This is a genomic window from Mycobacterium numidiamassiliense, assembly GCF_900157365.1.
GTDB classification, from domain to species: Bacteria; Actinomycetota; Actinomycetes; order Mycobacteriales; family Mycobacteriaceae; genus Mycobacterium; species Mycobacterium numidiamassiliense.
Genome location: NZ_FUEZ01000004.1, coordinates 1,774,127 through 1,789,193 on the forward strand (window position 1 = coordinate 1,774,127; position 15,067 = coordinate 1,789,193).

Annotated in this window: 19 protein-coding genes; 9 read left to right on the top strand and 10 right to left on the bottom strand. The window is 65.6% G+C overall.

The features are described 5' to 3' along the window. Window positions 1-84 precede the first annotated feature (84 nt). Window positions 85-1,284, bottom strand: coding sequence for a DUF6542 domain-containing protein (locus MNAB215_RS17105; protein ID WP_077079886.1), 1,200 nt, complete (start codon window positions 1,282-1,284; stop codon window positions 85-87). 144 nt (window positions 1,285-1,428) lie between these two features. Between MNAB215_RS17105 and ychF the strand changes: the two genes are divergently transcribed. Next, complete coding sequence (ychF, locus tag MNAB215_RS17110; protein WP_077079887.1) at window positions 1,429-2,502, top strand: redox-regulated ATPase YchF; 1,074 nt, start codon at window positions 1,429-1,431, stop codon at window positions 2,500-2,502. Window positions 2,503-2,542: 40 nt separating this feature from the next. On the opposite strand, the gene MNAB215_RS17115 is transcribed toward ychF, so the two are convergent. The 4 genes from MNAB215_RS17115 to MNAB215_RS30035 form a co-directional block, all read right to left on the bottom strand. Continuing rightward, window positions 2,543-3,043 (bottom strand): nitroreductase/quinone reductase family protein, encoded by a 501-nt coding sequence (locus tag MNAB215_RS17115; protein WP_077079888.1) that lies wholly within the window; start codon window positions 3,041-3,043, stop codon window positions 2,543-2,545. Continuing rightward, complete coding sequence (locus tag MNAB215_RS17120; protein ID WP_083746151.1) at window positions 2,968-3,546, bottom strand: DUF732 domain-containing protein; 579 nt, start codon at window positions 3,544-3,546, stop codon at window positions 2,968-2,970. Before MNAB215_RS17120 ends, MNAB215_RS17115 begins: the two co-directional genes overlap by 76 nt. Window positions 3,547-3,630: 84 nt before the next feature. Then, window positions 3,631-3,963: a DUF732 domain-containing protein gene (locus tag MNAB215_RS17125; RefSeq protein WP_083746152.1), complete on the bottom strand. Its 333-nt coding sequence runs from the start codon at window positions 3,961-3,963 to the stop codon at window positions 3,631-3,633. 82 nt (window positions 3,964-4,045) lie between these two features. Next, window positions 4,046-4,414, bottom strand: coding sequence for a DUF2510 domain-containing protein (locus tag MNAB215_RS30035; RefSeq protein WP_083746153.1), 369 nt, complete (start codon window positions 4,412-4,414; stop codon window positions 4,046-4,048). A gap of 333 nt (window positions 4,415-4,747) precedes the next feature. Here MNAB215_RS30035 and MNAB215_RS17135 point away from each other — a divergent pair, with 333 nt between their 5' ends. After that, complete coding sequence (locus MNAB215_RS17135; protein ID WP_077079890.1) at window positions 4,748-5,269, top strand: glycoside hydrolase; 522 nt, start codon at window positions 4,748-4,750, stop codon at window positions 5,267-5,269. 302 nt (window positions 5,270-5,571) lie between these two features. Continuing rightward, window positions 5,572-5,895, top strand: coding sequence for a putative quinol monooxygenase (locus tag MNAB215_RS17140; protein ID WP_077079891.1), 324 nt, complete (start codon window positions 5,572-5,574; stop codon window positions 5,893-5,895). On the opposite strand, the gene MNAB215_RS17145 is transcribed toward MNAB215_RS17140, so the two are convergent. Genes MNAB215_RS17145 through MNAB215_RS17155 form a run of 3 tightly spaced genes read right to left on the bottom strand, consistent with a single transcriptional unit; the run spans window position 5,892 to window position 7,758 of the window. Continuing rightward, a complete protein-coding gene (locus MNAB215_RS17145; protein WP_077079892.1) occupies window positions 5,892-6,572 on the bottom strand; it encodes a guanylate cyclase in 681 nt (226 codons plus the stop codon). The two genes, MNAB215_RS17140 and MNAB215_RS17145, sit on opposite strands and share 4 nt — an antisense overlap. Window positions 6,573-6,585: 13 nt before the next feature. Beyond that, window positions 6,586-6,951 (bottom strand): carboxymuconolactone decarboxylase family protein, encoded by a 366-nt coding sequence (locus MNAB215_RS17150; protein WP_077079893.1) that lies wholly within the window; start codon window positions 6,949-6,951, stop codon window positions 6,586-6,588. A gap of 15 nt (window positions 6,952-6,966) precedes the next feature. Next, complete coding sequence (locus tag MNAB215_RS17155; protein WP_077079894.1) at window positions 6,967-7,758, bottom strand: SDR family oxidoreductase; 792 nt, start codon at window positions 7,756-7,758, stop codon at window positions 6,967-6,969. 25 nt (window positions 7,759-7,783) lie between these two features. Between MNAB215_RS17155 and MNAB215_RS17160 the strand changes: the two genes are divergently transcribed. Continuing rightward, entirely contained in the window at window positions 7,784-7,972 is a 189-nt protein-coding gene (locus MNAB215_RS17160; protein WP_077082094.1) for a hypothetical protein, read from the top strand. Here the strand turns inward: MNAB215_RS17160 and MNAB215_RS17165 are convergent. Next, on the bottom strand, window positions 7,912-8,748 hold the full coding sequence (locus tag MNAB215_RS17165) for an adenylate/guanylate cyclase domain-containing protein (RefSeq protein WP_077079895.1): 837 nt from the start codon (window positions 8,746-8,748) through the stop codon (window positions 7,912-7,914). The two genes, MNAB215_RS17160 and MNAB215_RS17165, sit on opposite strands and share 61 nt — an antisense overlap. Before the next feature lie 132 nt (window positions 8,749-8,880). On the opposite strand from MNAB215_RS17165, the gene MNAB215_RS17170 reads away from it, so the two are divergent. Both MNAB215_RS17170 and gnd read left to right on the top strand, forming a co-directional pair. After that, the gene (locus MNAB215_RS17170; RefSeq protein ID WP_077079896.1) at window positions 8,881-10,290 is read left to right on the top strand and encodes a glucose-6-phosphate dehydrogenase; all 1,410 of its coding nucleotides are present in this window, start codon (window positions 8,881-8,883) and stop codon (window positions 10,288-10,290) included. Window positions 10,291-10,303: 13 nt separating this feature from the next. Then, window positions 10,304-11,332 (top strand): phosphogluconate dehydrogenase (NAD(+)-dependent, decarboxylating), encoded by a 1,029-nt coding sequence (gene gnd / locus MNAB215_RS17175; RefSeq protein WP_077079897.1) that lies wholly within the window; start codon window positions 10,304-10,306, stop codon window positions 11,330-11,332. 18 nt (window positions 11,333-11,350) lie between these two features. Here the strand turns inward: gnd and MNAB215_RS17180 are convergent, their stop codons facing one another. Beyond that, the gene (locus MNAB215_RS17180) at window positions 11,351-12,232 is read right to left on the bottom strand and encodes an alpha/beta fold hydrolase (protein ID WP_077079898.1); all 882 of its coding nucleotides are present in this window, start codon (window positions 12,230-12,232) and stop codon (window positions 11,351-11,353) included. 87 nt (window positions 12,233-12,319) lie between these two features. On the opposite strand from MNAB215_RS17180, the gene MNAB215_RS17185 reads away from it, so the two are divergent. From MNAB215_RS17185 to MNAB215_RS17195, 3 genes are all read left to right on the top strand, one after another. Then, window positions 12,320-12,787, top strand: coding sequence for a VOC family protein (locus MNAB215_RS17185; protein WP_077079899.1), 468 nt, complete (start codon window positions 12,320-12,322; stop codon window positions 12,785-12,787). 130 nt (window positions 12,788-12,917) lie between these two features. Continuing rightward, window positions 12,918-13,820, top strand: coding sequence for an alpha/beta fold hydrolase (locus MNAB215_RS17190; RefSeq protein WP_077079900.1), 903 nt, complete (start codon window positions 12,918-12,920; stop codon window positions 13,818-13,820). Between the two features lie 5 nt (window positions 13,821-13,825). Next, a complete protein-coding gene (locus tag MNAB215_RS17195; RefSeq protein WP_077079901.1) occupies window positions 13,826-15,067 on the top strand; it encodes a WS/DGAT domain-containing protein in 1,242 nt (413 codons plus the stop codon).

Consider the following 15,067-nt stretch of genomic DNA (forward strand, 5'->3'; position numbering starts at 1 on the left):
CTAGACGATGCTCTAGACGATGCTCTAGACGATGCTCTAGACGATGCTCTAGACGATGCTCTAGACGATGCTCTAGACGATGCTCTAGACGTCGTACTCCCAGGAATCGGCCCTGGAAGGGTCCTGGGCGCGGCCGGGCGCGCGGGACCGTCCGCGGCGCTCCTGATGCGGCTCCTCCGGGCCGGATCCCCGGTAACGGACCTGCGAGATCGGGTGGTGAGTCGGGTTGGCGCCGTTCGTGCCGCTGGTCCCGTTCGGTGCGGGGCGGCGGCGGCGAGGCTCCGACGGCGGGTTGTATTCGTACGGTTCATGGGGCGCGAAGCGCCTCGCCTGGCCCGGTGATTCGTACGGCTCGTAGCCGTCAAAGCGGCTGCCACGCGGCGCGGAGCGCTCGTAGGGATCGCGATAGCCGCGCTGCTCGCGACGGTTGTCCCGGGGAGCCTGGCCGCGCGGATCGGAATCAGCGGGCGGCCGCGGACGCCGGCGCGACCGGCGGGCCGGGTCGTCGGGATCGTAGTCGTGCGGCGGCGCCGGGCGGCGGCGTCGGCGATGCTCGACGGCGGGGTCCTGCTCGTCGTCCAGTGGCGGTCGGGCATGCCGGGAGCCGTTGCGGCTGGGCCGGGCGCCAGACCTGCCGGCGGCCCGGTTCGTTCTGGTGGCGCTCCGCTGCGATGTGCGGCTTGCGGTGGTCCGCCGCGAACCCGCGGCCGCCGCCTCATTGGTGTCGTCCTCGTCGGAGTCGATGCCCAGCAGCGAGTTTAGTTTCGCGCCGATGCTGCTGAGGAAGAAGGACTTGGCGCCGTCGGCGTCGGCCGTCTCGTCGGTGGTGTCGCGCGCGGTGGCCGTGCGGTGTGACATCCCGAAGTACCACCGGACCAGACCGATCAGCAGGATGCCTCCGGCGGTGCCCAGCATGAGCGGGAAACGCTCGATGAGGGGATAGCCGCAGTTGATCAGCAGGTCTTTGAGGCTGCCGAGTTTGCCGCCGTGGAACAGCCAGTAGGCGCCCGGCACGGCGCAGAACAGTATTAGTGGCGGCTGGATGACCGTGGTGAACACGCCATCCTGACGCACCGCCAGCACCGCAATGACGCAGCCGGCTATATAAAAGCCGGCGAAGACGCTGGTCAGCTCCTTGTGGCCGGATCCTGCGTCGATTCCGTACCCGATGGCGGTCGCGGTGACGGCGATGAGCAGGGCAATCCACCACGGCACACCCGCGATGCTCGGGTAAATGGAGCGCTGGGCAGGTTCTACCGTCGCGCTTTCCCGCACTTCTGACACATGTAGACCGTACCGGCTACGCGACCAAACGCTCGTAAATACCTTGTAGCGAAGCCTGGCGTGCCACCGCTTGGGCACACCCGACGGTCCTCGGCGAGGTGCGTGGCGGTCGGCGGTGTCGGCGAGCCCTAGACTTGGTTCCCCGTGAGCCTGAGTCTGGGAATCGTGGGACTGCCCAACGTCGGTAAGTCCACGCTGTTCAACGCGCTGACCCGGAACAACGTGGTGGCGGCCAACTACCCGTTCGCCACCATCGAACCGAACGAGGGCGTCGTAGCGCTGCCCGATCCGCGACTCGACAAGCTGGCGGAGTTGTTCGGTTCCGAGAAGACGGTGCCGGCGCCGGTGACGTTTGTCGACATCGCCGGAATCGTGAAGGGGGCCTCCGAGGGTGCTGGGCTGGGCAACAAGTTCCTGGCCAACATCCGCGAGTGTGACGCGATCTGCCAGGTGGTGCGGGTATTCGCGGACGACGACGTCGTGCACGTCGACGGCAAGGTCGATCCATGCTCCGATATCGAGGTGATCGAGACCGAGCTGATCCTCGCTGACATGCAGACGCTCGAGAAGGCCGTTCCGCGGCTGGAGAAGGAAGCCCGCAACAACAAGGAGCGCAAGACCGTGTACGAGGCGGCCGTCGCTGCGGGGGCTGTGCTGGATTCGGGCAAGACGCTCTTCGCGGCCGGTGTCGACGCGTCGCTGCTGCGCGAGCTGAACCTGATGACCACCAAGCCGTTTCTGTACGTGTTCAACTCCGACGAGTCCGTGCTGACCGACGATGCCCGCAAGGCCGAGCTGTGCGCGATGGTCGCACCCGCCGACGCGGTGTTCCTGGACGCGAAGATCGAGGCCGAACTGCAAGAGCTCGACGACGAGTCGGCCGCCGAGCTGCTGGAGTCCATCGGGCAGACCGAGCGTGGACTAGATGCATTGGCGCGGGCCGGTTTTCACACCCTGAAGCTGCAGACCTACCTGACGGCGGGCCCAAAAGAGGCGCGCGCGTGGGTAATTCATCAAGGCGATACCGCGCCAAAGGCCGCCGGGGTGATTCACACCGACTTCGAGAAGGGCTTCATCAAAGCCGAAATCGTCTCCTACGACGATTTGATTGCCGCCGGGTCCATGGCGGCGGCCAAGGCGGCCGGCAAGGTCCGGATGGAAGGCAAGGACTACGTCATGGCCGACGGCGACGTGGTCGAATTCAGGTTCAACGTCTAGGCAACTACGTCGAAGCGGTGGGCTCTAGGCCCCGACGGGGTTATCGCAACCCATCCGCGGAGAAGACGTCGATCGGCCGCACGGGCGCCAACATCACCAGCGGGATTTGACGACTGGTTGACCGCTGATAACTCAGGTAGGGCGGGTACAGGTGGGCCATGTACTCCCACACCCGATGACGCTCCTCGCCTTCGGGTTCCCGCCACGTGGCCTCGAACGCTTCCGTAGCGATCTGGACGCCAATCGTCTTGCTCTCCAAGATGTTTAAGTACCACGCTGGATGCGTGTCGGCACCGCCCTTCGATGCGACGATCACGATCTCGCCCCCGACGTTGCCGTAGATCAACGGCCTGACGTAGACCTTTGCCGACTTGCGGCCGACACACTTGATCAAGCAATGCGTGGTCAGCTTGCGGCCCCCGACCTCGCTCAGGTCCAAGATGTGACCCCTTGTGCCACCGGAGGTCAGATAGGTCTCGAGGTGCTCGCTGATCCAGTCACCTCGCGTCGCTCGGATCGCCGCGGCATCGGCGTCGGCCATGGAAGACTCCTGAACGTAGACGGGGGCGAAGCTGATCGGACCGAACCTGTGTCGCTGACTTCGCCGGGCGCAATCATGTAACCATGCGCCCGCCCGGCCGGTTCACCGTCTAGGTGTCCCGGCGTTACGTCGACTGAATTGACGGCTTCGGGGGGAGCGACGGCGCCAGGCTGGGGACGGGCGGGCGCATGGTTACATGCAAGAGAGCCGTACTGCGGGCAGTAGGCCTGAATGGCAGCCCCGGTGAAGTAGGCGGCATTGAGCGGTGGCCAGTTGGTGGCGCTGGCGACCTTGGCGGTCAGATCCGCGTTGCTGGTGTTGGGGTTTTTGCCCAATGTGCCGCAAACGACGGTTTTCGCGACCTGGATCGCCCTGTCGGGTGCGCCGTAATCCATGCCCGAGGTGCTGAGGTTGGCGATGAATGCGTCGTCAGTGGAGTCCGCATAGGCCGGGGCGGCCAGCCCCACGGCGAGGACTAGCAACGCAACGGCTCTTACCGCCATGGCATCCTCCTGGGTGAATTCACCAATTTTAGCCAGGCGATGCGAATGTCGGCACGTTCGTCTATTTGGCCCCGAACGCCGACGCTATTTGGCGTCGTTGTCCATGTCCGGGCAGAAGGACAACACGGCGCTGGCGGCGATCACGTGCGCTTGTTGGTCCGAGTAGCCCATGCCCTGGATCCTGTTCACCGCCTCGTCCGCTGGGAGTTGGTTGCGCAACTCGTGGCAGAAAGTGGTGCCGACAGCGACGATGTGGTTCGGGTCGTGGTACGAGACGCCGTGCTGATTGAGTGAGGTCAGATAGGCCGACCTGCTGTCCGGGGCAGCGTTAGCGACCGCCGGGACCGAGCAAAGCAGCACAGACGCGGCCATAAGTGATGTCGGCAATAGTTTCTTGAGGGTGGTAGTTGAAGTCATGCCTTCAGCGGTGCCCGCCGGCGACGAGCAATAGCCCAAGGGGACTTGAACTTTGAGTGAACTGCCCGACGGTCCGAGGCGGCTAGTTGAAGGTGACGTTGCCGTACGAGTCGACCGCTACATAGGCACGCCGCTCCGGTGAGGTCGCGGCCACGACCAGCCAGATGATGCCGAACAGGCCACAGGTGACGACGGTGAGCAGGGCGCACATCGCGTGCGCCCACCCCGATACCCCGCCGCCGAGGAAGAGGACGGCCTGGGTGGGGGTGCGTGATTCGACACGGGCCCACGGGTAGTGATTGGAGATCGCCTCTTCGAGTATTTCGGAGCGCTGATCCAGCGAAAGCGTGCTCGCGTAGTGGGGTGTCCATTCGGCGCCGTCGAAATACCGTTGTCCGCGCGCACCCGACGGGTCCGGATACCAGCCCGCCGGAGGTAGTGCTGCGGTCATCGGGCCCCCTCAGTGCGCGTACATGTATCGACAGCACCATATTGGAACACCGCAGTTGCGCCGATGACGGCCTGCCGTGCCGGGGGAGCGCACCTTCTCACCGTACGGAACGGCCGCTGTCTCCGGTTGCCGTTGGACCGGCGATCTCGCCGACTCGGCGGGGCGATCTCGCCGCTGATGGGGTCGGCAGGGCCGGGCAGGCCATTGGTGCAATAACGACGCTTTTATGTAATGAGTTTGCTGTATATGCGGTGCACGCCATTTTTTGAATTGCACGTGATGCGTGCCACAGATTTTGGTTAACGAACTATTCACTTGCTAGCGTCGCTCGCCATGATTGTTCTTGCAACGTTGGTGTCCCTCGTCAACCAAGTCTCGGGGACGCCGTATATTGTGGGTGGAGATTCGCCCGCGGGTACCGACTGTTCGGGCCTCGCGTCGTGGATTGCGAATGCTGCAACGGATCGGCCGGTCTGGGGGGACAGGTTCAACACCGGCAATGAAGAAGGCGCGCTATTAGCGCGGGGCTTTCAATATGGAACCGCTCCCAACGCCTTGGTGATCGGCTGGAACGGCGGCCACACGGCGGTGACCCTGCCGGACGGGACGGCGGTATCCAGCGGCGAACACGGGGGTGTGCATTTCGGCGGCGCTGGCGCTTACCAGGCCGGATTCACCCACCACATGTTCCTTCCGATGCCGCCAGACGGCGACGGCGCGCTTCCTCCGCCGCCGGACGCACCGCCTCCGCCGCCGCAGGCACCCGGTGTCCTCGTCGATGCCACGGCTCCCGCGCCACCGGCGCCGCCGGCTCCTGAATTGCCACCGCCGGGTGACCCCGGAATTCCGAATTGATAAAAATTTGAATTGCCCGAGTGTTGATTTATCCCGCCGATCGTCGCGGGACGTTAGTCACATTGATCGCACTTCGCGCATGGCAAAAGTGAAGTAATCGCTGAACGCGTTCTTTTGTGGGCTGCGTCACTATCGTCGCCAGGGCGTTCGTCTCGCCGGATTAGCAAAGATCAAGCCAAGTCCGTCTGGGCGCTATCGAATCTTTCGACAAGCGTTCCAGGCGGACTTTGCTGTGTGGGAAATTCGAGCTCGACCCGCGCGGCGCGATATCCTTGCGCGGTGAGTGAGGGGCGAGGACCGCAATGATCTTCATCGTCGTCAAGTTCGAAACCAAGCCGGAGTGGTCCGACCGCTGGCCGGAGCTGGTCGCGTCGTTCACCGCCGCCACCCGCGCCGAAGCCGGCAACCTGTGGTTCGAGTGGTCGCGCAGCCTGGACAACCCGGCCGAGTACGTCTTGGTCGAGGCATTCCGCGACGGTGACGCGGGCGGCGTCCACGTCAACAGCGACCACTTCAAGCGGGCGATGCAAGACCTCCCGCAGGCGCTGGCGTCGACGCCCAAGATCGTCAGTCAGACCATCGAGGCGAGCGGGTGGTCTCAGATGGGCGAAATGTCGGTCGACTAACCGACGGCGATCTGGATTTCTTCGCCCAGTTGATATCCCGGCGCCAGAGGCAGCGTGTCACCGCTCCAGAACTTGCCCGGGTCGAACCAGTTGGTGTCCTTGTCGGTGAGGAGCAGCCCCATCTCCTCGTAGGTGATCGCCACCGTCTCCGCGCAGTAGGCGGTGGCCAGGCTCATCTTCCGCTCTTCTCGACGCCGTCGGGTCTGCTCGCGAACCTTCGTGTCCACCACCGGGATCCCGCGCACCCAGTCGTAGGCGGTCGGGAGCCGGCCACGGAACCAGCGTGCGGTCAGCCGTGCAGTCGTGGGGAACGCCGTGCCGTCCATTCGCGCTATCACGCGCAGCAGTTCGTTCTCCTGCTCGCGGGTGGCGTGCGGCGTCAACTGGCGCAGCCAGCAGCGCTGGTGGTAACGCTGCGTCCATTGCAGGACGGCCTCGTGCAGATCATTGAGCTGCACGCCGCGGTGGTTGGTGCCGGTCCACATATCGGTGAGCTTGTCGCCCAGTTCCGCATGCCAGATCAGTGGTGGCAGGTCGTCGATGGCCACCGTCATGCCAACGTGATTCACCGGGGCGTTGGTCAACGTCTGGATTGCCCGGTCGGGTCCCGACTCGCCGCGGAACAGCCAAAGATCGCCCGTTCGCGTTTCGTTCAGCGCCTGATCGAGGGTGAGCATGTCAGGCGACGCCCTAGGAGAGCACTTCGCGTGCGACATTGCGCGCGTTGGCGGCCGCCGGGTAGCCGGCGTAGCCGGTCAGGTGGTAGATCACCTCGCCGATTTCCTCGATGGTCAGCCCGTTGCGCACTGCGATCGGGAAGTGGAACTTCAGTTCCTCGGAGGCCCGCAGCGCGATCAGTGCGCCGAGGGTGACCAGGCTGCGCGAACGGCGATCCAGCCCGGGGCGCGTCCATAAGGCGCCGAAGACGTGATCGATGGTCAACTCACCCAGTTCACCGGCGACGCCGTCGTCGGCCAGGCTGGTGACGCCGTCGGGGATCAGACCGGGCATCATGTCCTTGAACGCTTGCAAGCCCTCGGCGCGGGATTCAGCCATCGGTGATGTTGCCTTTCATAGGGGTTTGCGGGAGATCTGGTAGTCGATATACGCGTCCCAGTCGTCAAGGCGGCGGCGAAGCTCGTCGACAACCTGAGGATGGGTGGGCACGAAGAATCGGTTGCGCACAATCGCATCGGCCACCAGCTCGCCGACGGGCGCGGGATCGAGCAGCTCGAACTGTTCGCCCGGGGTCCGTAGGGGAGCTCCGCCGCCGAACGTCGGCACCGCGGCGGCGATATTCGTCAGCACCGGTCCCGGGCACAACAGCGTGACGCCAATACCCTTGGGCCGCAAATAGATTGCCAGGCCCTCGCTGATCTGCACGATGGCGGCCTTGGTGGCCGCATACGGCATCCGGTCGTAGGCGTAGGTGAAGAGCCCGGCGAACGACGCGGTGTTGACCAGGTGTCCGCGGCCCTGCTCGAGCAGCAACGGCACAAAGGCGGCGTTGCTGCGCACCACCGACATCAGATTGATGTCGAGAATGCGCTGCCACTCCGCGACCGGAATGTCTTGCGGCAGGCCGTTTGTCAGTACACCGACGTTGTTGACCACGACGTCCGCCCGGCCGAATCGCTGCAGCGTCGCGGTCCGAACACCCTGGAACGCATCGGGATCCGAGACGTCGGCCCGGTGCGCGAGTGCCGTTGTGCCGAGTTCGTCAGCGAGCGCCCGGACGCCGTCGTCGTCGAGATCGACCGCAACGATGTGTGCACCCCGGTCGGCCAGGGCGTGGGCGATGGCGCGACCGATACCGCTGGCCGCCCCAGTAATGACGCACACCTTGTCGCGCAACGTGTCCATTGGGCCCCAAGGCTAGCCTGTGGTCATGCGCAGCATATGGAAATGGGTTGGGCTGGCCGGTGTTGCGGGCGTCGTCGCCGGCGGTGCGCTGGTGGTGCGCGATCAGCGCAAGCGTCAGGCCTACACCCCCGACCAGATCCGGGCTCGGCTACATCAGCGGCTGGCCGAATCCGACTCCTCGTCCGGCCCGGCCGCAACCGCGAACAACCGATAGCTGCCGGCGAAGCCCTTCAACTCGACGTCGCGGCCCTCGTCGAACGAAACGTCGGGGCACTCGCTCAGCGCGTCGCGGACCGGCTGGCTCACCAGGACCTGGCCGCCGACGGCTTCGGCGGCCACCCGCGCCGCCATCGCGACATTGCGCCCGAACAGATCGTCGCCCCGGCGCACCGAACGTCCCATGTGGATGCCGATCCGCACCCGAATCTCCTCGTACCGCTTGCGCTTTGCGTCCTTGCGCAGCTCGTGTTGAAGGTCGATGGCGCAGTGCACCGCCTCCTCAGCCCGGGCGAAGGCGATCATGAATCCGTCTCCTTGGCTCTTCACCACATGACCGGACCGGCGCCGCACCAGGTTGGAGACCAGCTTGTCGTGCGAGCTGATCAGCTTGACGAACGCGCGGTCGCCGATCCGCTCGTTGAGCGCGGTGGACTCTTCGATGTCGGAGAACACAATCACCACCCGGCCGTCGGGCGTGACCCGGGCCAGGTCGGGCCGCTCGACCTCGGCCCAGTCGGCCAGTTCCTCGATCGATCCGCGTACCGCGGCGCCAAAGCCCTCCTTGCGCATGATGTTCGCGGTGTTCCACACAGTCTTGACCGCCTCGCGGCCACCGGAGATCAGCCAATTGCGGGTGTCGGCACGCTGCCGTAACTCCTCGGCCTCCTCGCGGCTACGTAAGAGCAACCTCCACAACACCGCGAGTGCGCCTGCCTCGACGGCGGCGACTCCGGCCAGGGCATAGATCGCGATGTGCAGCACGTCACCCACGTCAGCATCCTTGCAAAGCGCCCGGTGGCTTCCGGTTGTCGGCCCTATAAGCAATGTCTAGGGTTGACCTCGAACGCCCCGGGTAGTGCATCCCCAGTAAACCCATTTGGTGGCTTTTGGGAGGTTTCGGTCGTGGCCGACGACGGTGGTGGTTCATCGAATCTGATGGTGATCTTTGGCATTACCGGTGATCTCGCGCGCAAGATGACGTTTCGTGCCCTGTACCGATTGGAGTCCCGCAAGCTGCTGGGCTGCCCGATCATCGGGGTGGCCAGCGACGACATGAGCGTCCAGCAATTAATCGAACGCGCCCGGGGGGCCATCAACGACTCCGGGGAGAAGATCGACGACGCGGTGTTCGACCGGCTGGCCGGGCGGTTGGACTACATCCACGGCGACGTCACCGACACGTCGCTCTACGAGCAGCTGGCCAAGCGAATCGGATCGGGGAAGCGTCCTCTCTACTACCTGGAAATGCCGCCGTTCCTGTTCGCGCCCATCGTCGAGAATCTCGGCAAGGCCGGGTTGGTGGAAGATGCGCGGGTGGCTGTGGAAAAGCCGTTCGGCCACGACCTGAACTCTGCGCGTGAGCTCAACGCCCGGCTGCGCGACGTGCTCGACGAAGACCAGATCATGCGGGTCGATCACTTCCTGGGCAAGCGGCCCGTGGTCGAGCTGGAGTACCTGCGGTTCGCCAACCAGGCGCTGGCCGCGGTCTGGGACCGCCACAGCGTTTCCGAGATCCACATCACCATGGCCGAGAACATCGGGGTGGAGGACCGCGGCAAGTTTTACGATCCGGTCGGTGCGCTGCGCGACGTCGTGCAAAACCATCTGCTGCAGGTGCTCGCGCTGGTCGCTATGGATCCTCCGGTCGGAACAAGCGCCGACGACGTGAACGATAAGAAGGCCGAGTTGTTCCGCGCCATTCCGGCGCTGGATCCCAAGCGCTGCGTGCGGGGTCAGTACCGCGGCTACACGGATATCCCTGGCGTGCAAAGGGATTCGCAGACCGAGACGTTCGTCGCGCTGCGCACCGAGATCGACAACTGGCGCTGGGCCGGTGTGCCGATCTTTTTGCGCGCCGGCAAGGGTCTGCCCGAGCGCGTCACCGAAGTGCGGCTGTTTCTGGAGCGGGTGCCCAGGTTGGCCTTTCCGCCGGGGCACCGGCCGGCCGATGCCAATCAGATTGTGCTGCGCATCGATCCCGCGCCGGGGCTGCGGCTGCAGTTGTCGGCCCGAGTCGGTGACGCGTGGCAGGACGTTCGCTTGGACTCCTCGTTCGAGGCGGATCTCGGTGAACCCGAGGGGCCGTATGAGGTGCTGCTGCACGCCGCGCTGACCGGAGACCATGAGCTGTTCGCGCGAGAAGACAGCATCGAAGAGACATGGCGGATCGTCCAATCGCTGCTCGATAAGCCGTGTGAAATCCAGCAGTACGAGCGCGGGTCCTGGGGACCCGAAGCCGCGCAGTCCCTGCTGCGCGGTCACCACAGTTGGCAAGAGCCGTGGTTGCTTCCGCAAACGGAGTCGGGACAGTAAGGAGACCGGAGAAATGCAGTTAGGAATGATCGGCCTCGGCCGAATGGGTGCGAACATCGCTCGCCGCGTGGCCGACAACGGCCACGAAACTGTTGTGTACGACTACAACCCGGACGCGGTCAAGGCGATGGCCGATGAGCCGAACACCACCGGCGCGTATTCCCTGGAGGAACTCAAGGAGAAAATGACCGCGCCGCGGATCGTGTGGGTGATGGTCCCCGCGGGCACGATCACCCAGTCGGTGATCGAGGAGCTGGCCAAGACGCTGGAGTCCGGCGACATCGTGATCGACGGCGGTAACTCCTACTACCGCGACGACCTGAAGCATTCAAAGCTACTGTCCGAGAAGGGGATTCACCTGATCGACTGCGGCACCAGTGGCGGGGTGTGGGGCCGTGAACGCGGCTACTGTTTGATGATCGGCGGCGACGACTACGCGTTCTCGCACGCCGAGCCGCTGTTCAAGACCATCGCGCCCGGCGTTGACGCCGCGCCGCGCACCCCGGGCCGCGACGGCGAGGTCGCGCAAGCCGAAAAGGGCTATCTGCACTGCGGCCCGTCAGGGGCCGGGCACTTCGTGAAGATGGTGCACAACGGCATCGAGTACGGCATGATGGCCTCGCTCGCCGAGGGGCTGAACATCTTGCGCAACGCCGACATCGGCAAGCGCGTCGAGGCGGGCGACGCGGAAACCGCGCCGCTGTCGAACCCGGAGTGCTACCAATACGATTTCGACATCGAGGACGTCGCCGAGCTGTGGCGCCGGGGCAGCGTCGTCGGCTCTTGGCTGCTGGACCTGACGGCGATCGCCCTGCACGAATCGCCCACGCTGTCGGAGTTCTCCGGACGCGTCTCCGATTCGGGTGAGGGCCGGTGGACCGCCATCGCGGCGATCGACGAGGGTGTGCCGGCGCCGGTGCTCACGACCGCACTGCAGTCCCGCTTCGCCTCGCGCAGCCTCGACGACTTCGCCAACAAGGCGCTGTCGGCCATGCGCAAGCAGTTCGGGGGCCACGCCGAGAAACCGGGTGTGGGCGGCTGATGCCGGCCGACCAGCCGTTCAGCGGCCTGATGAGCCGGCCGGCCGCCTGACGAACTTCACCACGGCCTCACTGAACGCGTCGTTGTCGTCGCCGGCGGCGGTGTGGCCCGCGTTGGACAGCTCGATGAACTCCGCGCGGGGCACGGTGGCCAGGAAATACTTGACGCCTTCCGGACTGACCACGTCGGATAGCTTTCCGCGGATCAGCAACACGGGGATCGTCAGGTGCTTGGCCGCCTGTTCGAAGTTTTCGGTACGCAGCTCGGGGTCGTCGCCCGGCTTGGTCATGAAGGCCGGGTCCCAGTGCCAAAACCAGCGCCCGTCGCGGAAGCGCAGGTTCTTCTTCAACCCCTCGGGGCTACGCGGCTTCTCGCGGTAGGGGAGGTAGGCGGCAACGGCGTCGGCTGCCTGCTCGAGAGTCTCGAAACCGTCCAGCCCGCTCATCATGAAATCGCGGATACGGGCGCTGCCGTTCTTCTCGAATCGGGGCACCACGTCGACGAGGACCAATTTGGTCACCTTGGTCGGGCCGGCCCGGTGGGCGGCGAGGATGCCGGTCAACCCGCCCATGCTGGCCCCGATCAGCACCACCGGGCCCTCGATCGCCTTGAGGACGAGCAGCACGTCGGCCGTCAGCGTCTCGATGGCGTAGTCCGCACCCGGCGCGCGGTCGCTGTCACCATGTCCGCGGCTGTCCAGCGCGATGACGCGGTAGCCGCTGTCGGCCAGGATCTGGCCGGTGTTCTTCCAGGAATGACGGTTCTGGCCGCCGCCGTGCAGCATCAGGATCGTCGGATGCCCAGTGGTATCGGCGTCGCGGTTCCATTCGTCGGCGACCAGCCTGATCCCGCCGACACCGGCATACTCGACCGTCTGGAAACCGCTGCTCACCGTGCTCATCGAGCTGACGTTACCTAGTGGGCCGATGACATCCGCCGATTGGCGGGGTCTAACTGTGAAATGACCCCAACAAATGAGGAGCCGAATATGCCACCGATCACGCCCACGCTGTGGTTCGACCACAACCTGGAGGAGGCGGTGACGTTCTACAGCTCGGTGTTCCCGAACTCGCGGATCGAGGAGGTCAACCGGGCCACCGACGCGGGACCGGGCCAATCCGGCGACCTGCTGTCCGGCGCGTTCGTGCTGGACGGAACGCGGTTCATCGGAATCAACGGCGGTCCGCAGTTCCCGTTCAGCGAAGCGGTGTCGTTCACGGTGGAATGCAAGGACCAGGACGAGGTCGACTACTACTGGGACCGGCTCACCGACGGCGGCGAGGAATCGCAGTGCGGCTGGTGCAAGGACCGGTTCGGGCTGAGCTGGCAGATCGTGCCGCAGCGGCTCTATGAGCTGGTCAGCCATCCGGATCCGGCCCGGGCGACCGCCGCCACCAAGGCGATGTACGGCATGCGCAAGATCGTGCTTGCCGACCTGGAGCGGGCAGTGGAGTAGAAGCCGTTCGCGAACGCGAAAACCGTTGGTGGAATCGAGTTTTAGCAATTTTTCGCGACCTTTGGTGCGGTCGCTGAGTCGCACGCGTTAGGTTGGTCCGTGCGGACGCGCCGAACAGGGAGCGAGAGCGATGACTGAGCCACGCTGGATCGACGTGCCGGGCCCGCCCGGCGATCTGAAGGCGCTGACCTGGGGTCGGCCCGACGCCCCGATCGCATTGTGCCTGCACGGCTTCCCCGACACGGCCTATGGGTGGCGCAAGTTCGCCCCGCTGCTGGCCCAAGCTGGCTGGCGGGTCGTCGCGCCGTTCATGCGCGGGTACGCGCCCTCATCGATCCCGGACGACGGCAGCTATCACGGTGGCGCCATCATGGACGACGCGCTGCGAGTGCGCGCGGCCGCCGGCGGCACCGACCGTGACGTGGTGATCGGGCATGACTGGGGCGCGCTGGCAGCCACCGGCCTCGCCGCCATGCCCAACAGCCCGTTCGCCAAGGCGGTGATCATGTCGCTGCCGGTCTCGGCCGGATTCCGGGGCCGGGTGAGCGAGCGCGGCCGACTGGTCCGCCAGCTGCCGCGCCAGCTGCTGCATAGTTGGTACATCCTGTACTTCCAATTGCCTGTCCTGCCCGAGCGTTCCGCCCGCTGGATATTGCCGTTGCTGTGGCGCCGGTGGTCGCCGGGCTATCGCGGCGCCGAGGAAGACCTCCGCCATGTCGACGCCGCGATCGGAACACCGGAGAGCTGGCGGGCGGCGCTGGGGACCTACCGGGCCACTGTGCGCAACACCCGACCGCCGCAGCGGTATGCCGAATTGAACCGGTTGTGGACCGAGGCGCCCATCCTGCCGAGCCTATATCTGCATGGTCGCGACGACGGTTGCATGACACCGGCTTTCGCGCACTGGACCGAGAAGGTACTCCCGCCCGGCAGCGACGTGAGCATCGTCGATCACGCCGGGCATTTCCTGCAGCTCGAACAGCCGGCCAAGGTTGCCGAACGGGTGCTGGCGTTCATCGGCGCGGCCGACTGACTCCCATGGCGGCGCACCGGATGGCCGCCGTCGATGCGGAGTTCTATTGGATGGCGGCCAAGGTCCCCAGCGACGACTTCCAGCTCTGGGCATTTGATGGCGAGCCCGCCGATCTCGGCGCTGCGATCGACGAGGTCTGTCGCCGGGCCCGCGCGTGTCCCGATCTGACCATGCGGGTCCACGACGGAAGCCCGCTGACCTATCCGCAGTGGGTGCCCGCGCCGGTCCGCCGCGAGCAGGTGGTCTGCCACGACTTGGTCGACCGCAGCTGGCACGGCTGCCTGGCGACCATTGTCGGCCTCGCCGATGACCAGTTGGACATACGCCAGATGCTCTGGCGGGTGCACGTATTCACGCCGGTCTTCGGTGTCCCGGGCGTCGACGGCCCGGGCACCGTTGTGCTCTGGCAGTATCCACATGCGTTGGCTGGCGGCGTTCGTGCTTCGGCGATGGGGGCTTGGCTCTTCGGGCGGGCTGTCCCATTGCCCGAGGTGCGGCCAATACCGGCGGGCTTTTTGCCCTGGCGGGCCCTCGACGCGGCCCGCACGCATCGCCAGCTGGTTCGCGATACCCAGGCGGGGCTGCTGGCGCCGGGGATCGGCTACCGGCCGCTGCTGCCCACCAACGCGCCTCCGGCCGGCGCCCGCTCGATGCGTACCTTGGTCCGCCACCGCTCGCAAATGCCGGGTCCCACTGTCACCGTCGCGGTGCTGGCCGCGGTGTCCACCGCACTCTCGGATTTGTTCGGCGATGCGGCCGATTCGCTGGGTGCGGAGGTGCCGATGGCTAAACCCGGTGTGCCACACGCATATAACCATTTCGGCAATGTCGTCGTCGGACTTTACCCACAGCTTGATTGGGATGCCCGGGTGCAGCGGATCGCGGCCGACCTGGCCGACGGCAGGCGCCGTTTCGAACATCCGGCGAAGCGTTCAGCCGACCGGGCCTTCGCCGCGGTACCCGCCCCGCTGCTGCGCTGGGGTGTCTCGCTGTTCGACCCCGATGCCCGGCCCACGCAGGTGCTGGGAAACACCGTGGTGTCCAGCAATAATCGTGGTCCCGCCGATCTGAATTTTGGCGGTCTTCCGGTGGCATTGACGGCCACCTATCCACCACTGTCGCCTGCGATGGGCCTGACGCACGGGGTGCACGGCATCGGCGAGACGATCGCGATCAGTGTCAACGCGGCAGAGTCGGCGATCGCCGACATCGACGACTATCTGGATCGTCTGGACGCCGCACTCTAA

What these genes read in the sequence shown, in the direction of transcription:
- MNAB215_RS17115 (WP_077079888.1), bottom strand. Translation starts at nt 3,043, where the DNA reads ATGGCCGACGCCGATGCCGCGGCGATCCGAGCGACGCGAGGTGACTGG.
- MNAB215_RS17120 (WP_083746151.1), bottom strand. Translation starts at nt 3,546, where the DNA reads ATGGCGGTAAGAGCCGTTGCGTTGCTAGTCCTCGCCGTGGGGCTGGCC.
- MNAB215_RS17125 (WP_083746152.1), bottom strand. Translation starts at nt 3,963, where the DNA reads ATGACTTCAACTACCACCCTCAAGAAACTATTGCCGACATCACTTATG.
- MNAB215_RS30035 (WP_083746153.1), bottom strand. Translation starts at nt 4,414, where the DNA reads ATGACCGCAGCACTACCTCCGGCGGGCTGGTATCCGGACCCGTCGGGT.
- MNAB215_RS17135 (WP_077079890.1), top strand. Translation starts at nt 4,748, where the DNA reads ATGATTGTTCTTGCAACGTTGGTGTCCCTCGTCAACCAAGTCTCGGGG.
- MNAB215_RS17140 (WP_077079891.1), top strand. Translation starts at nt 5,572, where the DNA reads ATGATCTTCATCGTCGTCAAGTTCGAAACCAAGCCGGAGTGGTCCGAC.
- MNAB215_RS17145 (WP_077079892.1), bottom strand. Translation starts at nt 6,572, where the DNA reads ATGCTCACCCTCGATCAGGCGCTGAACGAAACGCGAACGGGCGATCTT.
- MNAB215_RS17150 (WP_077079893.1), bottom strand. Translation starts at nt 6,951, where the DNA reads ATGGCTGAATCCCGCGCCGAGGGCTTGCAAGCGTTCAAGGACATGATG.
- MNAB215_RS17155 (WP_077079894.1), bottom strand. Translation starts at nt 7,758, where the DNA reads ATGGACACGTTGCGCGACAAGGTGTGCGTCATTACTGGGGCGGCCAGC.
- MNAB215_RS17160 (WP_077082094.1), top strand. Translation starts at nt 7,784, where the DNA reads ATGCGCAGCATATGGAAATGGGTTGGGCTGGCCGGTGTTGCGGGCGTC.
- gnd (WP_077079897.1), top strand. Translation starts at nt 10,304, where the DNA reads ATGCAGTTAGGAATGATCGGCCTCGGCCGAATGGGTGCGAACATCGCT.
- MNAB215_RS17180 (WP_077079898.1), bottom strand. Translation starts at nt 12,232, where the DNA reads ATGAGCACGGTGAGCAGCGGTTTCCAGACGGTCGAGTATGCCGGTGTC.
- MNAB215_RS17185 (WP_077079899.1), top strand. Translation starts at nt 12,320, where the DNA reads ATGCCACCGATCACGCCCACGCTGTGGTTCGACCACAACCTGGAGGAG.
- MNAB215_RS17190 (WP_077079900.1), top strand. Translation starts at nt 12,918, where the DNA reads ATGACTGAGCCACGCTGGATCGACGTGCCGGGCCCGCCCGGCGATCTG.
- MNAB215_RS17195 (WP_077079901.1), top strand. Translation starts at nt 13,826, where the DNA reads ATGGCGGCGCACCGGATGGCCGCCGTCGATGCGGAGTTCTATTGGATG.